The organism is Phaeobacter sp. JH20_34, from assembly GCF_048056095.1.
GTDB lineage: Bacteria > Pseudomonadota > Alphaproteobacteria > Rhodobacterales > Rhodobacteraceae > Phaeobacter > Phaeobacter bryozoorum.
Genome location: NZ_JAYMWT010000019.1, coordinates 214,417 through 234,039, shown reverse-complemented (window position 1 = coordinate 234,039; position 19,623 = coordinate 214,417). Strand labels below are relative to the sequence as shown.

General features: G+C 60.6%; 22 protein-coding genes. 16 read left to right on the top strand and 6 right to left on the bottom strand.

The features are described from left to right. Window positions 1-79: 79 nt before the first annotated feature. The gene (locus tag VWZ81_RS14340) at window positions 80-952 is read right to left on the bottom strand and encodes a helix-turn-helix domain-containing protein (RefSeq protein WP_416543400.1); all 873 of its coding nucleotides are present in this window, start codon (window positions 950-952) and stop codon (window positions 80-82) included. Between the two features lie 90 nt (window positions 953-1,042). Between VWZ81_RS14340 and pobA the strand changes: the two genes are divergently transcribed. Further along, window positions 1,043-2,224, top strand: a complete 1,182-nt coding sequence (pobA, locus tag VWZ81_RS14335) for a 4-hydroxybenzoate 3-monooxygenase (RefSeq protein ID WP_416537154.1) — start codon at window positions 1,043-1,045, stop codon at window positions 2,222-2,224. Here the strand turns inward: pobA and VWZ81_RS14330 are convergent. Then, window positions 2,221-2,877: an NAD(P)-dependent oxidoreductase gene (locus VWZ81_RS14330; RefSeq protein ID WP_416543399.1), complete on the bottom strand. Its 657-nt coding sequence runs from the start codon at window positions 2,875-2,877 to the stop codon at window positions 2,221-2,223. The two genes, pobA and VWZ81_RS14330, sit on opposite strands and share 4 nt — an antisense overlap. Window positions 2,878-3,072: 195 nt before the next feature. On the opposite strand from VWZ81_RS14330, the gene VWZ81_RS14325 reads away from it, so the two are divergent. The 10 genes from VWZ81_RS14325 (at window position 3,073) to VWZ81_RS14280 (ending at window position 11,462) form a co-directional block, all read left to right on the top strand. After that, window positions 3,073-4,002 (top strand): ABC transporter ATP-binding protein, encoded by a 930-nt coding sequence (locus VWZ81_RS14325; RefSeq protein ID WP_340544196.1) that lies wholly within the window; start codon window positions 3,073-3,075, stop codon window positions 4,000-4,002. Then, window positions 3,999-4,760 (top strand): ABC transporter permease, encoded by a 762-nt coding sequence (locus tag VWZ81_RS14320; RefSeq protein WP_340544197.1) that lies wholly within the window; start codon window positions 3,999-4,001, stop codon window positions 4,758-4,760. Before VWZ81_RS14325 ends, VWZ81_RS14320 begins: the two co-directional genes overlap by 4 nt. A 223-nt stretch (window positions 4,761-4,983) precedes the next feature. Then, window positions 4,984-5,781 (top strand): S49 family peptidase, encoded by a 798-nt coding sequence (locus tag VWZ81_RS14315; RefSeq protein ID WP_340544198.1) that lies wholly within the window; start codon window positions 4,984-4,986, stop codon window positions 5,779-5,781. Beyond that, window positions 5,762-5,959 (top strand): hypothetical protein, encoded by a 198-nt coding sequence (locus VWZ81_RS14310; protein ID WP_340544199.1) that lies wholly within the window; start codon window positions 5,762-5,764, stop codon window positions 5,957-5,959. Before VWZ81_RS14315 ends, VWZ81_RS14310 begins: the two co-directional genes overlap by 20 nt. Beyond that, window positions 5,956-6,900: a calcium/sodium antiporter gene (locus tag VWZ81_RS14305; protein WP_340544200.1), complete on the top strand. Its 945-nt coding sequence runs from the start codon at window positions 5,956-5,958 to the stop codon at window positions 6,898-6,900. Before VWZ81_RS14310 ends, VWZ81_RS14305 begins: the two co-directional genes overlap by 4 nt. A gap of 35 nt (window positions 6,901-6,935) precedes the next feature. Next, window positions 6,936-7,712, top strand: coding sequence for an SDR family oxidoreductase (locus VWZ81_RS14300; RefSeq protein ID WP_416543398.1), 777 nt, complete (start codon window positions 6,936-6,938; stop codon window positions 7,710-7,712). Between the two features lie 314 nt (window positions 7,713-8,026). Beyond that, window positions 8,027-9,916, top strand: coding sequence for an excinuclease ABC subunit UvrC (gene uvrC / locus VWZ81_RS14295; RefSeq protein ID WP_416543397.1), 1,890 nt, complete (start codon window positions 8,027-8,029; stop codon window positions 9,914-9,916). A gap of 164 nt (window positions 9,917-10,080) precedes the next feature. Next, entirely contained in the window at window positions 10,081-10,752 is a 672-nt protein-coding gene (pgsA, locus tag VWZ81_RS14290; protein ID WP_416537158.1) for a CDP-diacylglycerol--glycerol-3-phosphate 3-phosphatidyltransferase, read from the top strand. Further along, on the top strand, window positions 10,752-10,997 hold the full coding sequence (gene moaD, locus VWZ81_RS14285; RefSeq protein WP_416536399.1) for a molybdopterin converting factor subunit 1: 246 nt from the start codon (window positions 10,752-10,754) through the stop codon (window positions 10,995-10,997). Before pgsA ends, moaD begins: the two co-directional genes overlap by 1 nt. A gap of 3 nt (window positions 10,998-11,000) precedes the next feature. Next, window positions 11,001-11,462: a molybdenum cofactor biosynthesis protein MoaE gene (locus VWZ81_RS14280; RefSeq protein ID WP_416543396.1), complete on the top strand. Its 462-nt coding sequence runs from the start codon at window positions 11,001-11,003 to the stop codon at window positions 11,460-11,462. Window positions 11,463-11,520: 58 nt separating this feature from the next. Here VWZ81_RS14280 and VWZ81_RS14275 read toward each other — a convergent pair whose 3' ends face one another. The 3 genes from VWZ81_RS14275 to ubiA form a co-directional block, all read right to left on the bottom strand. Continuing rightward, window positions 11,521-11,835, bottom strand: a complete 315-nt coding sequence (locus VWZ81_RS14275; RefSeq protein WP_340544210.1) for a hypothetical protein — start codon at window positions 11,833-11,835, stop codon at window positions 11,521-11,523. After that, window positions 11,832-13,727: an OmpA family protein gene (locus VWZ81_RS14270; protein ID WP_416536400.1), complete on the bottom strand. Its 1,896-nt coding sequence runs from the start codon at window positions 13,725-13,727 to the stop codon at window positions 11,832-11,834. The genes VWZ81_RS14275 and VWZ81_RS14270 overlap by 4 nt, the downstream gene beginning before the upstream one ends. Before the next feature lie 77 nt (window positions 13,728-13,804). Beyond that, window positions 13,805-14,767 carry a 4-hydroxybenzoate octaprenyltransferase gene (gene ubiA, locus VWZ81_RS14265; protein ID WP_260112936.1) on the bottom strand — a complete coding sequence of 321 codons (963 nt, stop codon included), beginning with the start codon at window positions 14,765-14,767 and terminating at the stop codon, window positions 13,805-13,807. Window positions 14,768-14,778: 11 nt separating this feature from the next. Here ubiA and VWZ81_RS14260 point away from each other — a divergent pair, with 11 nt between their 5' ends. The 5 genes from VWZ81_RS14260 to VWZ81_RS14240 all read left to right on the top strand — a co-directional run bounded on the left by VWZ81_RS14260 (window position 14,779) and on the right by VWZ81_RS14240 (window position 18,855). Further along, window positions 14,779-15,504, top strand: coding sequence for a 16S rRNA (uracil(1498)-N(3))-methyltransferase (locus tag VWZ81_RS14260; RefSeq protein ID WP_416543395.1), 726 nt, complete (start codon window positions 14,779-14,781; stop codon window positions 15,502-15,504). Continuing rightward, entirely contained in the window at window positions 15,504-16,412 is a 909-nt protein-coding gene (locus VWZ81_RS14255) for a GNAT family N-acetyltransferase (RefSeq protein WP_416543394.1), read from the top strand. The genes VWZ81_RS14260 and VWZ81_RS14255 overlap by 1 nt, the downstream gene beginning before the upstream one ends. After that, entirely contained in the window at window positions 16,409-16,936 is a 528-nt protein-coding gene (locus VWZ81_RS14250; RefSeq protein WP_416543393.1) for a hypothetical protein, read from the top strand. The genes VWZ81_RS14255 and VWZ81_RS14250 overlap by 4 nt, the downstream gene beginning before the upstream one ends. Before the next feature lie 64 nt (window positions 16,937-17,000). After that, a complete protein-coding gene (locus VWZ81_RS14245) occupies window positions 17,001-18,371 on the top strand; it encodes a glutamate--cysteine ligase (RefSeq protein WP_416543392.1) in 1,371 nt (456 codons plus the stop codon). A gap of 229 nt (window positions 18,372-18,600) precedes the next feature. Further along, window positions 18,601-18,855: a hypothetical protein gene (locus VWZ81_RS14240; RefSeq protein ID WP_340544218.1), complete on the top strand. Its 255-nt coding sequence runs from the start codon at window positions 18,601-18,603 to the stop codon at window positions 18,853-18,855. 103 nt (window positions 18,856-18,958) lie between these two features. Here VWZ81_RS14240 and VWZ81_RS14235 read toward each other — a convergent pair whose 3' ends face one another. Beyond that, window positions 18,959-19,432, bottom strand: a complete 474-nt coding sequence (locus VWZ81_RS14235) for a YHS domain-containing (seleno)protein (RefSeq protein WP_340544219.1) — start codon at window positions 19,430-19,432, stop codon at window positions 18,959-18,961. Window positions 19,433-19,623: the final 191 nt, after the last annotated feature.

Here is a 19,623-nt window from a genome sequence, read left to right as displayed (position 1 = left end):
TACCGCCCCGGACCTGTTCCGGGGCGGTTTCAGTTTGACCATCTTGATCGCAAATGGGGTTTGGCCAGGGCGGGGCGGCTCACGCGCGGGGCGGTTTTCCCGCAATGATATCGCGACGAAACCGGCGTGGTGGCAGCCCGGTGCCCCGGGTAAACACGCGGCTGAAATGAGCCGGGTCCGAATAGCCCAGCTCGTAGGCGATTTCTGCCGCACTCAGCGCGGTATAGATCAAAAGTCGCCGTGCCTCGCGCAGCATCCGCTCACTGATAAGTTGCGAGGCTGGCTGACCGGTAGCCTGATGGCAGATCCGATTGAGGTGTGTTGTCGAAACGGCAAGTTCGCGCGCATAGTCGCTCACTTGACGCCGTTTGCGGAAATCCCGGTTCACCAGTGTTTCGAACTGCGCAAACAGCTGGTGGGCCTTGGGGCTCGCGTTGCGATATCGCAAGGCGCCGATAGACTGCGCGACAGTGCCGGTAAGCGCGTCGACAAGCCCGCGCAGGATCTGGCGGCGTGCAAATCCATCGGTTTCATAGGCGTCCCGGATACTCTCGACAAGGCGCTCCAGAGGCGCATCCAGCGGGGTGATGGTTGCGCGGTCTAGCGTGGTCAGGACATCGGGAATGTCATCAAGTACCTGATCAATAAGGTCTGATGTCAGGGTCAACACCCAGCCGCAGGTGTCACTGTCAAAGCGGAAGCCATGCACCGCACCGCGTGGCACATTGATCACGCAAGGCGGTGTCAACTGTTGAGCGATGCCATCCAGGGTAGCCTCACCGCTGCCCCGCATCAGCACGATCAGTTGGTGAAGCCGCGCGTGGCGGTGTGGTTTCAAAGCCCAATCATGCAGCGAGGAACGCGCCTCGATGCTCTCGATATGCAGAAGGTCTGCCAGCTCCCCATGCTCTCCAAACAGGGAGTAGGTATTGATAGCGTATTCTTCGCTCATGTGCGAAATATACAAGAAATCGGCGGTAGGGTCTATTCGCAACCCTGCCTTCTCCGGGCAAGATATGGATGCGAACAGGAGAGAACCGGAATGCCGAACCAGACAACACAGGTGGTCATTGTAGGGGGCGGCCCGTCTGGCTTGTTGCTCTCGCAACTGCTGCACCGGGCCGGTATCGACACGATTGTGCTTGAGCGTCAGACCCGCGACTATGTGCTTGGTCGCATTCGTGCCGGTGTGTTGGAACATGGGTTTGTGGACCTGATGCGCCGGGCAGGAGCCAATGCGCGTATGGACCGCGAAGGCGTGGTTCATCACGGATTTCACATTGCTCATCAGGGTCGTCTGGACCGGATCGACCTTTCGGGCAGAACCGCCGGTCAAACCGTCATGGTCTATGGCCAGACCGAGGTCACGCGCGACCTCTACGACGCCCGCGATGCCATGGGCGGGCAGATCATTCACGAAGCGATGAATGTCGCTCTTCATGATATCCAGTCGGATCAACCCTATGTCACCTATGAGTTGCAGGGCGAAACCCGCCGGATCGATACCAAGTTCATCGTCGGGGCGGATGGGTTTCATGGCGTCAGCCGTCGCTCAATTCCAGCGGATGTGCTGCGTGAATATGAGAAGGTCTACCCCTTTGGCTGGCTTGGCGTGCTCTCACAGACGCCGCCCGCAACGGCTGAGCTGATCTATGCCCGCCATGAACGCGGATTTGCCCTGTGCTCGATGCGCAATGCACAGTTGAGCCGTTACTACATTCAGGTGCCGCTGACCGACCGTGTCGAGGATTGGAGCGATGCGCAATTCTGGGAGGAGTTGAAGAGGCGCTTGCCTGCGGATGTTGCGGACAGTCTGAAAACCGGCCCCTCGATTGAGAAATCCATCGCCCCGCTGCGCAGCTTCGTCGCAGAGCCGATGCGCTACGGCGCGCTGTTTCTGGCAGGCGATGCGGCGCATATCGTGCCACCCACCGGGGCCAAGGGGCTGAACCTCGCGGCATCTGATATCTACTATCTGTTCGAGGGGCTCTCGGATCATTTCCAGCGCGGCGATGACGGCGCGCTGGACAGCTATTCAGAGCGCGCACTGGCGCGGATCTGGAAGGCGGAGCGCTTCAGCTGGTGGATGACCAACCTGCTGCATCGGTTCCCCGACATGTCGCCGGCGGATGTACGATTGCAACAGGCCGATCTCGACTATCTGTTTTCCTCCGATGCGGCCCAGGCCTCTCTGGCGGAAAACTATGTCGGCCTGCCTTATTAGGCTCTACCCCAGGCCACTGTCAGCCGTTTATCCGGCCGGTGGTCCTGTTCCGCCAGATCCATAAGCGCACCGCCGAAATCGGCAAAGGAAATCTGTGACTGGCCTTCGTGATCGGTGACCTGCGTGTCGGTTCCCCAAGCGTACCGCCCCTTGCGCGGTCCCTCGTGTAGCATCACTGGCGGGCGCAGGCAGGTCCAATCCACATCCGGTGTGGAATCCAGTAACTGATCCTGCGCAGCGCAGGCTTCCGCGATCGGGCGCACCGCTTCGGGCAGAAAACCAGGTGCGCTCAGCACGGTCTCGCCGCTGCCATCTGCAAGCTTCAACAGAGCGGCGCCACCGGTGATGAGGGCAGGGATCCCGGCGGAGCGGGCGGCATTCAGGACCGCCCTGGTCAGATCCACCAGCAGTGCATCCTGCCCGGGCAGCGGGCGGAGGGCGCTGATAATGATCTGGTGTTGCCGGGCCAGCCCCGCCAGCTGGTCTGCACTGGACAGAACATCCAGCGTGACGGCGGTGACCCGGGCGTCGCCGCTATGGCCTGACCGTTCAGGATGACGGGCGACGGCGGTCACGGTATGGCCGCGTTCGATGGCCTGTTGCAGGGTCGCACTCCCGACATCGCCGGTCGCCCCAAAGAGAAGAATATCCATTTCAAACCTTTTATCTTGATATCGAGATAGTGGGTATTGATTGCTTATCTTCACGTCAAGATATTTGGTGCAGTGCAAAAACGCACAAAATATTGCGCGCAGGCAAACATTTGGCCTGCATTCCACGCTGGCGATCCGATGACCTGGACGCTAACGTGCACTGAACTGATCAGTTTACTTTTAAGGGAGGCAGCAATGTCAGCCATCCTATCTATCCGTGATTTGGAAAAGACATACGAAGGCGGGTTTCAGGCGCTCAAAGGGGTCTCGCTCGAGATCGAGAAGGGGGAGATCCTCGCCCTTCTGGGGCCGAATGGCGCAGGTAAGACGACGCTGATTTCGACCGTTTGCGGCATCACCACCCCCAGCTCTGGGAAGGTGTCGGTGGGCGGTCACGACATCATCGAAGACTTTCGGGCCGCGCGCAGCCTGATCGGGCTGGTGCCGCAGGAGATCAACCTTGAGCCGTTTGAGACGGTGTGGAATTCGATCAAGTTTTCGCGGGGGCTTTTTGGCAAGCCGCGCAATGATGCGCTGCTTGAGGATATTCTCCGCAAGCTGTCGCTCTGGGACAAACGCAAGAGCCAGATCAAGGAATTGTCCGGCGGCATGAAGCGCCGTGTGCTGATCGCCAAGGCGCTCAGCCACGAGCCGCGCATCCTGTTTCTGGATGAACCGACTGCCGGGGTGGACGTGGAGTTGCGCAAGGATATGTGGGACGTCGTGGCAGAGCTAAAACGCGGCGGTGTCACCATCATCCTGACCACCCACTACATTGAAGAAGCCGAAGCCATCGCGGATCGGGTCGGAGTCATCACCAACGGAGAGATCCTGCTGGTTGAGGACAAGGACAAGCTGATGGCACAGCTTGGCAAGAAGCAGCTGGAGGTGCAGCTGACAGAACCGCTAACAGCCGTGCCGGAAGGTCTCAGCGGCTATGGTGTGACCCTGACAGAAGATGGCCGAGGCCTGATCTATTCCTATGACACCAACGCCGAGCGGACCGGCATCACTGCCCTGCTGAACGACGTGGCCACCGCGGGTCTGACGCTGGCGGATGTGCAGACCCGGCAATCCAGCCTCGAGGACATATTCGTCGGGCTGGTCTCAGGAGAACCGACATGAATTGGACTGCAATCGCCTCCATTTACCGCTTTGAAATGGCGCGATTTTTTCGCACCCTGATGCAGAGCTTCCTGTCGCCGGTGCTGTCAACCTCGCTTTATTTCGTGGTGTTTGGTGCCGCCATCGGTAGCCGGATCGACCAGGTCGAAGGCGTGCCTTACGGTGCCTTCATCGTGCCGGGTCTGATCATGCTCAGCGTGATGACGCAAGCCACCTCCAATGCCTCTTTCGGGATCTATTTCCCAAAGTTCATCGGCACTATATACGAGCTGCTATCGGCGCCAGTGAACTTCCTTGAGATCGTGATCGGCTATGTCGGCGCCGCCGCCACCAAGGCCCTGTTTATCGGTGTGGTGATCCTGCTGACGGCCTCGCTCTTTGTCGATCTGACCATTGCGCATCCGCTCGCCATGGTGCTGTTCATGGTGCTGACCTGCGTCAGCTTTGCGCTGCTGGGATTCATTATCGGGGTCTGGGCGAAAAACTTTGAACAGCTGCAATTGGTGCCGCTGCTGATTGTCACGCCTCTGGTCTTCCTGGGCGGGTCTTTTTATTCGATTTCGATGCTGCCGCCGATCTGGCAGAAAATCACCCTGTTCAACCCGGTGGTTTATCTGATTTCCGGCTTTCGCTGGTCCTTCTTCGGAACCTCTGACGTGCCGGTCGGGCTCAGCCTTCTGGCCATCGGCGGCTTTACCGCGCTTTGCCTGGCGGTGATCTGGTGGATCTTCAAAACCGGCTGGCGGATCCGCGCCTGACCCTGAGTAACCGCGCGGCAGAATAGGACCATAACCCGCCCGCCGCGCGGCTTTGGTGCAGCCGCAACATCGCTGCCCCAAGGGAAGGTAAGCCCGGTTAATTCCGCACGTATGTGGCGAACGTTGCAATTTTACCCAAGGTGCGCGGCTTTTTTGCTGCTGCTTTCGCCTCGTTCCGGTGCCATCCCTTGTTTCAGGGCAGTCGGCATTCTACATCGGCGCCATGAACCTGAGATTGCCTTTCTTGAACAAGCCTCCGCTGGTTGCTGTTGTGCGCCTCAATGGCGCCATTGGCATGGCCGGTCGCGGTGCGCTGAATGATGCCACTCTTGGACCGGTGTTGGAGCGCGCCTTTCGAAAGGGAAAGCCGGCAGCGGTCGCCTTTGAAATCAATTCGCCCGGCGGTTCGCCGGTGCAAAGCGCCCTGATTGGTGCCCGCATTCGTCGCCTCTCCGAAGAACTGAAGGTTCCCACCATCGCTTTCGTCGAAGATGTCGCCGCGTCCGGGGGTTATTGGCTGGCCGCCTCGGCGGATGAGATCTGGGCCGACGAAAGCTCGATCCTCGGATCGATTGGGGTGATATCGGCTGGCTTCGGCGCCCATGTCTTTCTGGCCCGCCAGGGTGTCGAACGGCGGGTCTATACCGCTGGCCGCAGCAAATCGATGCTCGATCCCTTCCGCCCGGAAAACGCTGAGGACGTGAAGCGTCTGAAGCAGCTTCTGGGGGACATCCACGACAATTTCATCGCCCATGTCAAAGATCGCCGCGGCGATAAACTGGACACCAGCGAAGATCTCTACACCGGTGAAATCTGGCTGGGACGACGTGCGGTCTCGTTGGGGCTGATTGATGGCATCGGCCATCTGCGCCCCAAGATGCAGGCCCGTTTCGGCGACAAGGTGCGGTTCCGCCGCTATGGTATCAAAAAGCCCCTGTTGGGCCGGATCGGTATGCAGATGGCGCAGGATGCGCTGAACGGTATCGAGGAACGCGCTGAATATGCGCGGTTTGGCCTCTGACGTGATCTTCAAAATCGTTTCCCTGTTTCTTGTGGTGATGGCTGTGCTGGCGATGTTCGGCAAGCTGCGGATGCCCGGGCAAAAGCGCCTGGCCTCGCGGCGCTGCGCCAGCTGCGGACGCTTCAAGATCGGAAAAGGCCCCTGTGCCTGCAAAAAGAATGGAGGGCCTCGGCAATGATGCCATGGCTGTTATCTGGACTTGGGCTGGTCATCCTGCTGTTGGCAGGGGATGCGCTAGTACGGGGCGCGGTGAACCTCAGCCTGCGGATCGGCGTGCCCGCATTGATCGTCAGCCTGACCATCGTTGCCTTTGGCACCTCGGCGCCTGAGATGCTGATCTCCATCCGGGCTGTCGGAGACAATGCCGACGGCATCGCCCTTGGCAACGTTGTTGGCTCGAACACGGCAAATATCCTCATGGTTCTCGGCATCCCGGCGTTGATGCGATCGCTTCACACCAGCGAATGCGATACCCGCAAGAACTATGTGTTCATGTTGATCGCATCGGTTCTGTTCATTGCGCTGGCGTTTTACGGAACCTTCACGGTCTGGTCCGGCCTTATCCTGCTGGGCGCGCTGTCGGTTGTTCTGGGCGTGGCCTTCCGCGAGGCGCGCGCCCATCGCCGCAACGGCAAGGATAGTGACCTCGACGAGATTGATGAGGCGGATCCCGATATGCCCTATTGGCGGATCGGGATCTACCTGTTCCTCGGATTGGTCGGATTGCCGCTGGGGGCCGATCTGCTGGTCGACAACGCGTCGATCATCGCGCGGACCTATGGCGTTACCGAAACGGTGATCGGTCTCACGCTGGTGGCCATAGGCACCTCGTTGCCGGAGCTGGCAACCACCGTCATGGCTGCACTGCGTCGGCAGGCGGATGTGGCACTGGGCAATGTGATCGGCTCCAACATGTTCAACCTGCTGGCAATTGTCGGCGTTGCCACCTTTGTCGGCCCGATCAGCGTTGATCCCTCCTTCCTGCGGGTGGATCTCTGGGTGATGCTGGCCTCATCGCTGCTGCTGGTGCCGTTTGTTTTTCTCAAAATGGACATCACCCGCACCTGGGGTGTGATTTTATCGGCGGTTTATGTGGTCTACCTAGTGCAGCTGTTCTAACTCATTGCCAAACAGGCAGATGAGGAGAGAGCAAGATGCGGGCATTGGTAACCGGCGCGGGCAAGCGACTTGGCCGCGCGATGGCACTTGAATTGGCTGCGAGTGGCTATGACGTCGCCGTTCACTACGCCAGTTCCGCAGATGCGGCGGAACGCACGGCGGAAGAGATCCGCGCCATGGGGCGCATGGCTGTTACCCTGCAGGCCGATCTTCTGCAGGAGTCGGCGACAGCCGCCCTGCTGCCCGCCGCTGCCGAGGCTCTGGGCGGTCCGATTACCTGCCTTGTGAACAACGCGTCAATCTTTGAGCACGACAGTCTGGAAACGGCGACCCGCAGCAGCTGGGATCGTCACATGGACAGCAATCTGCGCGCGCCGTTCATTCTGACACAGCAGCTGGCCGCGCAGGACCTGCCCCAGCAGATGGACGATGAGGGGCGACCGCTGGCTTCTGCCGCTGTCATCAATCTGATCGATCAGCGTGTGCGCAAGCTTACACCGGAGTTCATGACATATACGCTGGCGAAATCCGCCCTCTGGACGTTGACGCGGACCAGCGCACAGGCGCTCGCCCCGCACATCCGGGTAAACGGGATCGGTCCCGGCCCAACGCTGAAAGGCCCGCGTCAGAGCGAGAGCCAATTTGCCCGTCAATGTGCAAATACACCGTTGCAGCGCGGCGCTGACCCGGCCGATATCCGCGCGGCTCTGGCCTATCTCCTGCGCGCACCCTCGGTCACCGGGCAGCTGATCTGCATCGACAGCGGTCAGCATCTCAGCTGGGAAACACCCGACGTTGTGGGGTTGGAATAAGGGGCTCTGCGGCCTGGTTCAAAAGTGGTAGCGGCGAAGTTGTGCACGTAGCGTCAACGCGTCGTAAATCCGTTACAAAATTCCTTTTGGAATCATAAACTTGTCAGCAATTGGAAAATTTTACGATTGAAATCAATAACTTATGATAGTGCCTAATTATTAGGCAAACGCTGGAAATCAGCCGAAAATAAGGAAAAATCGCGGATAGCCATAAGATACTACCAGACTTATCCACAGCATCGGTGGATTTGTTCGCTGTTGATCCCGATGCGCTAACATTGCAGACCAGCCCCGGGAATCATAGATCTCGAAACATGACAGACCATCAGCCCGACACCCCATCCGAAACGGCATCTTCCCCGGCATTGACGGGGTATGCCGTGATTCAGGAGTACCTGAAGACACTGGACCACTCGCCCGGTGTTTATCGGATGCTGGATAGCGAAAGCCGCGTGCTCTATGTCGGCAAGGCGCGCAATCTACGGGCGCGGGTGTCGAATTACTCTCGTCCCGGCCATTCGCCGCGGATTGAACGAATGATTGCGGCGACCGCTTCGATGATGTTCCTGACAACCCGGACCGAAACCGAGGCGCTGCTGCTGGAGCAGAACCTGATCAAGCAGCTGAAGCCAAAATACAATGTGCTGCTGCGTGACGACAAAAGCTTTCCGAATATTTTGGTGGCAAAGGATCATGCCTTTCCCCAGATCAAGAAACACCGTGGTGCCCGGCGTGAGAAAGGTAGCTACTTTGGACCTTTCGCCAGTGCGGGCGCCGTAAACCGGACGCTCAATCAGCTGCAAAAGGCATTTCTGCTGCGCAATTGCAGCAATGCCATGTTCGAAAGCCGCACCCGCCCGTGTCTGCAATATCAGATCAAGCGCTGTACTGCGCCCTGCACCGGTGAGATATCGGCCGAGGATTATGCCGCATCCGTACGGGACGCCGAACGTTTTCTGTCCGGTCGCTCGACCAAGATCCAGGAGGAACTCGCCGAGCAGATGACCGCCGCATCCGAGGCCATGGAGTTTGAACGCGCCGCTGCCCTGCGCGACCGGATCAAGGCGCTCACTCAGGTGCAGACGTCTCAGGGCATCAACCCCCGTGGTGTGGCAGAGGCCGATGTGATCGGCCTGCATCTCGACAGCGGACAGGCCTGCGTGCAGGTGTTCTTCATCCGCGCCAATCAGAACTGGGGCAATCAGGATTTCTATCCCCGCACCAGCGGCGATGTCTCCCCGGCGGAGGTGATGGAAGCCTTTATCGGCCAGTTCTATGACAATAAGGAACCGCCCCGGCAGCTGATCCTGTCGGATGAGATCGAGAACTGCGACCTGATGGAACAGGCGCTCAGCGACAAGGCCGGGCGTCGCGTCGAAATTCTGGTGCCGCAGCGCGGGGAAAAGACGGAACTGGTGGCCGGTGCTGTGCGCAATGCTCGCGAATCTCTGGCCCGCCGCATGGCCGAAAGCGCGACGCAGGCGAAACTGCTGCGCGGCGTGGCCGAAGCCTTCGGCCTTGATGGGCCACCCCAGCGGATCGAAGTCTACGACAACTCGCATATTCAGGGCAGCCATGCCGTCGGCGGCATGATCGTCGCAGGTCCCGAGGGTTTCATCAAAAACGCTTATCGCAAGTTCAACATCAGAGGTGACGAACTGACCCCCGGCGATGACTTCGGCATGATGAAAGAGGTGCTGAACCGACGTTTCTCACGCCTGCTGAAAGAAGATCCCGACCGTGACAAAGGTCTTTGGCCGGATCTATTGCTGATCGACGGTGGCGCCGGTCAGGTCAGCGCCGTTGCCGAGATCATGGCCCGCCACGGCGTCGAAGACATCCCGATGATCGGCGTCGCCAAGGGGGTTGATCGCGATCACGGCAAGGAAGAGTTTCACCGTCTCGGCGAAGCGCCCTTTGCTTTGCAGCGCAATGACCCCGTGCTTTATTTCGTGCAGCGGATGCGGGATGAGGCGCACCGCTTTGCCATCGGGACCCATCGTGCCAAACGGGCGAAAGCCATCGGCGCGACCCCACTGGATGAGGTGCCGGGGGTTGGTGCCGCGCGCAAACGCGCCTTGCTCACCCATTTTGGCAGCGCAAAGGCGGTGAGCCGGGCCAACTTGTCGGACCTGAAAGCGGTCGAGGGGGTCTCGGCAGCGCTGGCGCAGCGGATCTATGATTACTTTCACGGGCAGGGGTAGCCACGCAAACCGGCCGTCCGGTGCCATTGGCGCCTAGTCATTCGTTGGGCCGGGCAAGGTCCTGACTTATTGGTCAAAAAACAGCCTCGTAGATGTGACCATTCGCGACGGAAAATTCATCTGTTCCGCTTTCCACCCGTGAAACTGCGGGCTAGTGTGCAGCCATGAAATGGACTGTTCCCAATATCCTCACCCTCCTGCGACTGGTGGCAGCCCCGGGGCTCGCGATCATGTTCCTCTATTTTTCGCGCCCTTATGCCGATTGGTTTGCGCTGATCCTATTTGTCAGCGCGGCCATCACCGACTGGTTTGATGGCTATCTGGCACGCTCCTGGGGGCAGGAGACCAAGATGGGCGCGATGCTGGACCCGATTGCCGACAAGGCAATGGTGGTGATCGCGCTGATGATCCTGGTTGGATATGCTGCCGAGCATTGGACACCCTGGCTGGTCCTGCCTGCAACGGTGATCCTGTTTCGCGAAGTCTTCGTCTCAGGCCTGCGCGAATTTCTTGGAGATACGGCGGGCACGCTCAAGGTGACGTCACTGGCGAAATGGAAAACCACGGCGCAGATGATCGCGATCGCCACCTTGTTTTCGCAAGGGATCTTTGAACACTATCTGGTCATGTCCTCCTTTGGCATGGATCAGGTGATTGTGGATCAGATCATGATGGGGGAGATCAGCGATGAATTCGGCCTGCGCTGGAAGTTCGAGGGCATGATCTGGACCGGCCGACTCGGGTTGTGGCTGCTTTGGATCGCGGCCGCGCTGACCCTGATCACCGGCGCTGACTACATGCGTAAAGCACTGCCACATCTGAAGGAGACCCGCTGATGGATATCCTCTATTTCGCCTGGGTGCGCGAACGTATCGGCCTGCCAAAGGAAAAGATCGAGACAACTGCCGGCACCGTGCGCGAGCTGGTGGGCGAGCTGAGCGCCCGGGATCCGCGCTATGCGGCCGCATTTGCCGACCTGTCGGCGCTTCGTGTGGCGCTGGATCAGGACCTCTCGGATTTCGATGCTCCGTTGGAGGGTGTGCGCGAAGTGGCGTTCTTCCCGCCGATGACCGGAGGCTGAGCCATGCGGATCGCAGTGCAGGAGGCCACCTTTGATCTGGGCGAGGAGAGCCAGCGCTTTGCGGCAGATGTTGTGACGTCCGGCGCCAATGCCGGCGCCATCGTGACGTTCACCGGCGTTGTGCGCGGGTCGGACAGCGGCGACATGGTGGCGATGGAGATCGAACATTACCCCGGCATGACCGAGCGTGCGATCGGGCAGATCACGGAGGAGGCGCTGCGGCGCTGGTCTCTGGCCGATGCGCTGGTGATCCACCGCCATGGACGTCTGGTCCCCGGCGAGCAGATCATGATGGTCGCCACTGCCGCACGCCACCGCTCCGATGCTTTTGAGGCGGCGGAATATCTGATGGACTATCTCAAATCCCGCGCGCCCTTCTGGAAGAAAGAGCTGACACAGGACGGTTCGGGCAACTGGGTCGAGGCCAAAGACAGCGATGAAGATGCCCTGACCCGCTGGGACTGACCCGGCGTTCTGCGCCCGGTCAGCGGGCAGCCAGACTGGAACGTTTCTGATTCCGGTATTAACCGTGCAGCTGGCCGCGCAGTTCTTCCGCCTCGCGACGGGCATCGCGCAGCCCATCCATGGCAGCCCGCAACTCGGCCTCGGTCTGAACCAGCTGATTGGACAGCTCTGCCTCACGTTGTTGCAGGTAGGTGATCGCCTGATCGCGGGTTTCCTCCGCTTCGTGCAGCTCCTGGCTCATCCGATCCAGATCGGCGACATCGCTTTGCCGCACGCGGGTGAAACGATGCACCAGCCAATTGGCAAACCACCCCATCGCAAAGGCGACAAACAGGATAATGGCAGTGGTGATGATGAACTCTGTCCTGTTCATTGTCCGGAGGTCTCCTGTTCGCTGTCTGGGGCGGCTTCTTCGGCGGCGGCCTCATCAAGGGTCGTTTCGCTTGTCGGGTCATTGGCCGGGCGGATCAGCCGGAATTCGATACGGCGATTGGCCTCGCGCCCTTCCTCGGTATCATTGGTCGCAATTGGTGTGCTTTCGCCATAGCCCTTGGCGGTAAAGCTGCTGGTCACCAGCCGCCGTCCGCGCAGCTCGTTCAGAACCGATTGGGCCCGCGACTGGCTGAGCGACTGGTTCATTTCCTCGCGCCCCTGACTGTCAGTATGGCCCTGGATCTCCAGCCGCACACCGTTACAGCGCGACAGGATATCGGCGATCTGATCCAGCGTATCGCGGCTGCCCGCGGCGACGGTTGCCGACCCCGGCTCAAAGGTGATTTTCGAAACGGTCTGCACCGCTGCCAGTTCGGCTTCGCAGAGTTCCGGCGACATCGGTTTGTCCGCAGGCTCTGGCGGCTCCTCATAGGAGACGTTCAGCTCATAGCTCTCCGCCTCGCCCAGCTTGGCCGACAGCAGCTTGGCAATTTCAGCCGGGGCGTCTTCGCGGTGGCTCATCCCGCTCAGTGTGAGACTATCCGGCGTCACGGAGACCGCACCGCGTTGCAGAAAGGACAGCGCCTCCAGCCCGGCCAGCACCCGCACAGGCCAGTCGGCAGGCAGGTCTTCGACAACGCGGGTGGCGCTGTGAACATTGTCGGAACCAAACCGGGCCTTGGCATAGCTGCTGCTGATCTGACGCAGCGCCTCATCCGAAATGCGCCCGCGCAGCTGGACCTGGCCCTCCGGGCTCAGGGTTGCGGTGAACTCAGGCGGCCCATTGCCCGCGTTGGCTTCGGGTTGCGGCAGGACCGCGTGAACCGCAAAGACCTGCGGCAGGGCGCTTTCCAGCTCTCCCACGACATGGTCGAACAGCGCCGCTGCGGTGCCTTCGGCGGCGACCAGCGTCATATCGGCATTGGCCAGTGTCATGGATCCAGCGCCCAGCTCGGCCAGTGCCGCGATCCCCAGCTCTGCGGCGCGCGCCCAATTGGGCGAGGGAACGCCCATGCCGATCACGCAGTCAACCTTGCCGTCAAACCCGGCCTTCTCGGCGGCCCGCAGGATGCGGTCGCGGCTCAGCTCGCTTTCGGCGGAACAGGCATCAAAGCGCCCGCCAGAGCCATCAATGCTGTAGCGCAGTGTAAATGGAGTAATGACCGGGCGCGGGGCCGCGATATCCAGCGATAGGCGCAGACCGGCCGGCGCCATCCGTGTCAGGCGTTTCTCGATCTGTTCCTTGGCTTCGATACTGTCCGAGATCGCGGTGATCGAAACTTCCTCGGCCTCAACCGAAATCTTGGACCGGGGCAGCAGGCTCAACGCGTCCAGCGCGTAATCCATCGCAGACATCCAGCCCTTCGGAGCGGCGTAATTGGCGGTCTCCAGCAGATCGGCGACCTGATCGGCGCCCGCAATCGTATTCAGCCGCGTGATCACCGTGTCACGGTCCGTGACGCGGGGGATCAGTCCGATGATCGAAATGCCGCTGTCATTGCGCAGGATCTCAGCCGAAAATCGCGGAGGGGCGATCCCTTCGGACGGGGTGATCTGCATGTCGTCGATCACGCGCGCCGCATCGACCACGCCACCCACCAGCGAAATCGCGCCAAAGCGTGTGGCCTCATCGGGGGCGGTGCCGTTCAGGATCACCCGCAGCCCGTCGGCGGTCACCTCGGCCCAGGTGTAGCCTGCCTTGTCCAACGCGCGCCGCACGGCGGTTTCGCTGCCTGCTTCGATCCCCGTCACGGCAAACCCGGCCACAACCAGACTGAGCGCGGCAGCCGCGACAAAGGTCAGGCCAGAGATCAAAAGCGAGGACAGGCGCATGGGCAGACTGGTCTCCGTTGGGGCATCCGTCCGAGACGGCTTTTGTCTGTCTTACAGGGGCGCGGCGGCGGGTTCAATCATGCGAACAGAGCTGCGGCAAAGAAGATCAGCGGAATCAAGCCCGTATCCCGATTGAGCCGAAACAGCTGCAACAGGCGCTCGCCGTTTTCGGCATCAAACACCCTGAGTTGCCAGGTCATGTGCCAGCCCATCGCCCAAGGAGCCACCAGCGCCAGCACCAGCGCCAGCACCGATCCCTGCGGCTGCACCGCAAGAATGATCGCGATCCCCATCAGGCTGACCGTTGCCACGATGAAGCGGCGCAGCCACATCGGCGTTTGCGTGCCAAACAGCCGGGCGGTTGATTTCACGCCGATCAGCGCGTCATCCTCGGTATCCTGATGGGCGTAGATCGTGTCATAGAACAGCGTCCAGGCAATGCCCGCCAGATACAGGATGACCGCAGGCCAGTTCAGCGTGCCGGTATGGGCAACCCAGGCCAGCATCGCACCCCAGTTGAAGGCAAGGCCAAGAAACACCTGCGGCCACCAGGTAAACCGCTTGGCAAAGGGATAGATGGCCACCGGAAACAGCGCGAGGATTCCCATGGCAATGGCCGCCTGATTGAACGTCAGCAGGATGCCAAGGGAGACAAGCGCCTGAAGCCCCATCCAGATCACCGCACCGCGAACGGTCACCTGACCGGATGGAATGGGGCGCGAGCGGGTGCGTTCGACCTGACCGTCAAAATTGCGGTCGGTGATATCGTTCCAGGTACAGCCTGCGCCGCGCATCAGCCAGGCACCGGCACCGCAGGCCACAAAGATCCACAGATCACCCCAGCGCGGGCTTTGATCCCAGAGGATCGCCAGCATCAGTCCCCACCAGCAGGGGATCAGCAGCAACCAGGTTCCGATGGGGCGATCGGCGCGGCTCAGCCGCAGATAGGGACGGCTCCATGCCGGGGCGTAGTGATCGACCCAATTGCCTTTGACCGCATCTGCGACCTGTCCATCTGGTGTTGGCGTCCCGCCTTGCATATGTATGCCTCATGAGTGCAAAGATCAGACTGTATGTAGAGCACCCGCTGGGGGCAGGGCAATCGGTTCCTCTGGACCGCGATCAGGCGCATTACCTGTTTGGGGTCATGCGGCAGACGGTGGGGGCGCAGCTGTTGCTGTTCAACGGACGGGACGGCGAATGGCGCGTCGAGGTGGCCGAGGCCAGCAAGCGCAGCGGTGTCCTTATCTGCCAGGAGCAGACGCGGCCATTGGTGCTGCCGCCGGATTTGTGGCTGCTGTTCGCCCCGATCAAGAAGGCGCGAACCGATTTCATCGTGGAGAAGGCCGCTGAAATGGGCGCGGCGCGGATCTTGCCGGTGCAGACTGATTTCACCAATTCCGACCGCATCCGGCGGGATCGACTTCAGGCCCATGCGGTGGAGGCCGCAGAGCAATGTGGCGGCACCTACGTGCCGGAGGTCGCGGATCTTCAGAAACTCTCGCGGCTGCTCGACCATTGGCCCGAAGAGCGCCAGCTGATGTTTTGTGACGAAGCAGAGGTCGGCAGCGCATTGGCACTGGCCAGCGAGGCACAGGCACAGGTACCTTGGGCCATCCTGATCGGTCCCGAGGGCGGGTTTTCCGAGGCAGAGCGCAAGCGTCTCCACGCGTTGCCGCAATCCCATGTCGTGAGCCTTGGTCCCCGCATCCTGCGCGCGGATACCGCAGCGGTGGCGGCGCTGACCGTTTGGCAGCAACGCTATGGGGATTGGTAATGACTTGGCGCCCGGCACAGGACAATGATCTCCCGGCGGTTCAGGATCTGCTGCATCGCCATATCGAAAGCTCCATGTTTCTGCTGATCAACCTGCGTGATCACGGGCTGGCTGGCACCGCGCCAAAGGCGGTGCAGCTCTGGGTGCGCGGTCGCGCAGAGGATGGTGTTGCCGGGCTCACCAATGATGGGAGTCTCTTGATCCAGGCGGGCGCCGCCACCGCAGAGGACTGGCGGCAGCTGCAACAGCTGGTGGATCACCGACTGGCGCAGACAGCGTCGCAACAGCAGGTCGGCGTGTTGGGGGAGACCGCCCAGCTGCGCCGCTACCTCGCTGCCACTGGCCTTGATCAGCGGCCCAAGCGCCTTGACCGCGATGAGCCGGGGCTGGCGCTGACCCTGTCCGATCTGGATCGGAGCAGCCTTGATCGTCCGCAGCTGCGGGGCGCGGTGTTGCATCCGCTATCTGCGGCACCCCGCCCGATGTTGGTACAGTGGCGGGCCGCCTACCATCAGGAAACTCTGGGCACTCCGGCATCAGAGGCCGTCGCCGTCGCGGTCGGCGATATCGACAGCTATCTGCTGCGCGACAGCCATAGGGTGCTTAAGGTGGCGGGCCATTGGGTTGCGATGACCGGCTTCAACGCCCAGCTGCAGAAGGTCGTACAGATTGGCGGGGTCTATACGCCACAAGAGCAACGCGGTCGCGGCTATGCCCGCTGCGCTCTGGCATTCCACCTGCAAGAGGTCCAGACCGCAGGGGTCGAGAAGGCGGTTCTCTTTGCAGCTGGAGACGCGGCAGTCCGGGCCTATCGTGCCATCGGGTTCCAACCCATCGGGGGCTATTCGCTTGTCCTGTTCGATCAGGAACCCGAGACCGTCGTGACCGAGGGAGCGCTGACAACATGAGCTTCATCCGACCCGAAGCCCGCCGGTCCCTCTGGCGCTGGCGCGAGATGATCGCGGCGGTCGTGCTGGGGGCTCTCGGCTTGTTCTGGGCTTTTGGTGGCTATGGGGTTCAGGCGCTGATCGGCTGGGCTCTGCTGGGCCTTGGGGTGATCATTGCCGTCATCGGTATGCAGCGGATGCGGTTCCGTCTGGGTGGAGGTGGCCCCGGCGTGGTTCAGGTCGACGAAGGCCAGATCGCCTATTTCGGTCCGCTGACCGGTGGGGCCGTTGCGCTATCCGAACTGGAGCGGCTGACACTGGACCACGCCGCGAAACCACCCCATTGGCTGCTGGATCAGCCGGGGCAGGCGGCGCTGGCGATTCCGGTCAATGCGACCAACACGGATGCGCTCTTTGATGCCTTTGCGACCCTGCCGGGGTTGCGTATGGAGCGGATGCTGGCAGAATTGCATAAATCCGGCGCTCACCAGGTCGTGATCTGGGAGCGTGCACCAACACGTCAGACCGTGCACAGGCTGCATTGACACCACCGGAAATACCGAGCACGACTTGCAACGCAAGACGGATCAACCTTACGGAGAGCCCCAGATGTCTATTCCTCAATCCGGCGGTGGGCCGATCGAACGTCACGAGCAGCTTGCGGAATATCTTGCCTCCGGCTGCAAGCCCCGTGACCAGTGGCGGATCGGTACGGAGCACGAGAAATTCGGCTACTGCAAGGACTCCCTGAAACCGCTGCCATTTGAGGGCACCCGCTCCATCGTTGCCGTGCTTGAGGGCTTGCGCGACCGCCATGGCTGGTCCGAGGTGCGCGAAGGGGGGCATCTGATCGGTCTGGAAAAGGATGGCGCCAATGTTTCGCTGGAACCCGGTGGTGCCTTGGAACTCTCTGGTGCGCCATTGGAGACCATCCACGAGACCTGCGACGAGGTGAACACCCACCTGCGCGAGGTGAAGGATATCGCCGACGAGATCGGCGTCGGGTTCATCGGTCTGGGCGCGGCTCCGATCTGGACCCATGAAGAAATGCCGCTGATGCCCAAGGGTCGCTACAAGCTGATGGACGCCTATATGGGCAAAGTCGGCACCATGGGGCGGACCATGATGCGGAGGACCTGTACCGTGCAGGTCAATCTCGACTTCGGATCGGAAGCCGACATGGTGCAGAAAATGCGGGTGGCCATCGCGCTGCAACCCGTTGCCACTGCGCTGTTCGCCAATTCTCCCTTCCTTGAGGGAAAACCGAACAACCACAAATCCTGGCGCTCGCGGGTCTGGCGCGATCTGGATGCAGATCGGACCGGCATGGTGCCTTTCGTGTTCGAAGAGGGCTTCGGCTTTGAACGCTGGGTGCAATATGCCCTCGATGTGCCGATGTACTTTGTCTACCGCGACGGCCAGTACATTGATGCACTTGGCATGTCGTTCCGCGATTTTCTCAACGGGGAACTGCCCGCACTGCCGGGTGAAACCCCGACCCTCAGCGACTGGGCCGATCACCTGACGACGGCTTTCCCTGAGGCACGTATCAAGAAATACATGGAGATGCGGGGCGCCGACGGTGGCCCGTGGCGTCGCCTCTGTGCCCTGCCGGCCTTCTGGGTGGGGATGATGTACGATCAATCCAGCCTTGATGCCGCCTGGGATCTGGCCAAGGGCTGGGACGCGGAAACCCGTGAAGCCCTGCGTGTCGCCGCTTCGGAGCAGGGGCTGCAGGCACAGGTGGGCAATATCAAGATGCACGATCTGGCGCGCGAAGTGGTGGCGATTTCCGAGGCGGGACTCAAATCCCGCGGTCGCGCGGGCGCCGGTGGGCTGGTGCCGGATGAAACGCATTTCCTCAACGCGCTGAAAGACAGTATTGAAACCGGCAAGGTCCCGGCGGATGAGCTGCTCGACCGCTACAATGGCGACTGGAACGGCGATCTGACCCGGATCTACGCGGAATACAGCTACTGAGGAACGCTCAAGATCGCCTCAGACCAATCTCAGGGGGTGCCTATCGGGGCGCCCCTTTTTTCATATGGCGGCCGGTTGATACCTGCTCGCTATGACTGGGTGTCGCAGGGGCGTTCACCGGTGGGTTCACTGGCGCTATCCAGCTGGTTTTCCCCCTAAATGACACCTTGCTCACTCATTTACTGGTCCCTAGAAGAGCGCGCATTCTATAGCTCTGAAAGGTGTTGAAATGGGCAATTTCTTTATCTCTGCATTTGAAAAACTTGTAGGCGTTTTCATGGTTTTGCTGCTGATCGCCGTCGCAGGGGGTGCTGTGCTTGCGGCCCTGCAGCCCGGTGGCGGCGGTATCCTCGCAGCCCTTGGCGTGCTGGTGGTCGGCGGTCTCTACGTCGTTCTGATTGGTGGCTCGCTGTATCTGGCGGTGGGGATCTACAACAACACCAAGCGGACGGCTGATGCGATCGAACGGCTGGCTTCAAAGTAACTATTGTCGGCTGGGGCGATGGTCCCAGCATTGCGGTAATACAAATGGGCGGCAGGATACCTGCCGCCCATTATTCATGATCTAGCGTCGCGCGCTGGGAAGGTTACTGCAGAAGCTCGGCCGGTTCAGCGTCGGCGATTTCTTTCCAGTTCACATCAGCTTTTTCAATGAAGCCGGGAATGTCCTTGCTCCAGCGTTCCTGAATGTCCTTCGACAGGTTCAGGTAAAGCACATTGTCGACGATTTTCCACTCGTTCGGGTCGCCGTCGAATTTGAAGCCCATCGCGGCCCCAAAGGCGCAGTAGCCACCATAGGCCGGGACATAGGCCTCGGGGCTGGCTTCAAACAGTGCTTTGTTTTCCTCGGTGGCAAACCAGTAGGTGGCGTCATCGAATGTCGCGGTTACCTTGTAGGATCCTTTGGTCGGCTCTCCGGCGTTGAAATATGCGACCGGGTCGTAGCCCTGCATTGCCAGACCGGTGGAGGAGGCGTTGACATCCACGCCGGCTGCCAGTGTCGAGGTTGCCAGTGTCACGGAAAGGGCGATCCCGCCCAGAAGGGATTTTACGGTGTTCATCGATGTGAACCTTTCGATTTGTCGGATGCCGTGGCACCCGGAGTTGGAATGATAAAAGGCGTGCGTCATCAAAATGTCGGTGTTCGAAATTGGACCGTCCTGGTCACGACACTGATATGAGGGCTCTACCGATCACGTTCAAAACAACTCCTTTTGTATGTGTGTTGATGCACAATCACTCTGCACCGGAG

Bases quoted from the DNA above. Each gene is read 5' to 3' on its own strand.
- VWZ81_RS14255 (WP_416543394.1), top strand. From the start codon at position 15,504: ATGACTTGGCGCCCGGCACAGGACAATGATCTCCCGGCGGTTCAGGAT.
- VWZ81_RS14305 (WP_340544200.1), top strand. From the start codon at position 5,956: ATGATGCCATGGCTGTTATCTGGACTTGGGCTGGTCATCCTGCTGTTG.
- VWZ81_RS14260 (WP_416543395.1), top strand. From the start codon at position 14,779: ATGAGTGCAAAGATCAGACTGTATGTAGAGCACCCGCTGGGGGCAGGG.
- VWZ81_RS14330 (WP_416543399.1), bottom strand. From the start codon at position 2,877: ATGGATATTCTTCTCTTTGGGGCGACCGGCGATGTCGGGAGTGCGACC.
- moaD (WP_416536399.1), top strand. From the start codon at position 10,752: ATGGATATCCTCTATTTCGCCTGGGTGCGCGAACGTATCGGCCTGCCA.
- VWZ81_RS14325 (WP_340544196.1), top strand. From the start codon at position 3,073: ATGTCAGCCATCCTATCTATCCGTGATTTGGAAAAGACATACGAAGGC.
- VWZ81_RS14235 (WP_340544219.1), bottom strand. From the start codon at position 19,432: ATGAACACCGTAAAATCCCTTCTGGGCGGGATCGCCCTTTCCGTGACA.
- VWZ81_RS14300 (WP_416543398.1), top strand. From the start codon at position 6,936: ATGCGGGCATTGGTAACCGGCGCGGGCAAGCGACTTGGCCGCGCGATG.
- ubiA (WP_260112936.1), bottom strand. From the start codon at position 14,767: ATGCAAGGCGGGACGCCAACACCAGATGGACAGGTCGCAGATGCGGTC.
- VWZ81_RS14315 (WP_340544198.1), top strand. From the start codon at position 4,984: ATGAACCTGAGATTGCCTTTCTTGAACAAGCCTCCGCTGGTTGCTGTT.
- uvrC (WP_416543397.1), top strand. From the start codon at position 8,027: ATGACAGACCATCAGCCCGACACCCCATCCGAAACGGCATCTTCCCCG.
- VWZ81_RS14250 (WP_416543393.1), top strand. From the start codon at position 16,409: ATGAGCTTCATCCGACCCGAAGCCCGCCGGTCCCTCTGGCGCTGGCGC.
- VWZ81_RS14275 (WP_340544210.1), bottom strand. From the start codon at position 11,835: ATGAACAGGACAGAGTTCATCATCACCACTGCCATTATCCTGTTTGTC.
- VWZ81_RS14240 (WP_340544218.1), top strand. From the start codon at position 18,601: ATGGGCAATTTCTTTATCTCTGCATTTGAAAAACTTGTAGGCGTTTTC.
- pobA (WP_416537154.1), top strand. From the start codon at position 1,043: ATGCCGAACCAGACAACACAGGTGGTCATTGTAGGGGGCGGCCCGTCT.
- VWZ81_RS14320 (WP_340544197.1), top strand. From the start codon at position 3,999: ATGAATTGGACTGCAATCGCCTCCATTTACCGCTTTGAAATGGCGCGA.
- VWZ81_RS14245 (WP_416543392.1), top strand. From the start codon at position 17,001: ATGTCTATTCCTCAATCCGGCGGTGGGCCGATCGAACGTCACGAGCAG.
- VWZ81_RS14280 (WP_416543396.1), top strand. From the start codon at position 11,001: ATGCGGATCGCAGTGCAGGAGGCCACCTTTGATCTGGGCGAGGAGAGC.
- VWZ81_RS14270 (WP_416536400.1), bottom strand. From the start codon at position 13,727: ATGCGCCTGTCCTCGCTTTTGATCTCTGGCCTGACCTTTGTCGCGGCT.
- VWZ81_RS14340 (WP_416543400.1), bottom strand. From the start codon at position 952: ATGAGCGAAGAATACGCTATCAATACCTACTCCCTGTTTGGAGAGCAT.
- pgsA (WP_416537158.1), top strand. From the start codon at position 10,081: ATGAAATGGACTGTTCCCAATATCCTCACCCTCCTGCGACTGGTGGCA.
- VWZ81_RS14310 (WP_340544199.1), top strand. From the start codon at position 5,762: ATGCGCGGTTTGGCCTCTGACGTGATCTTCAAAATCGTTTCCCTGTTT.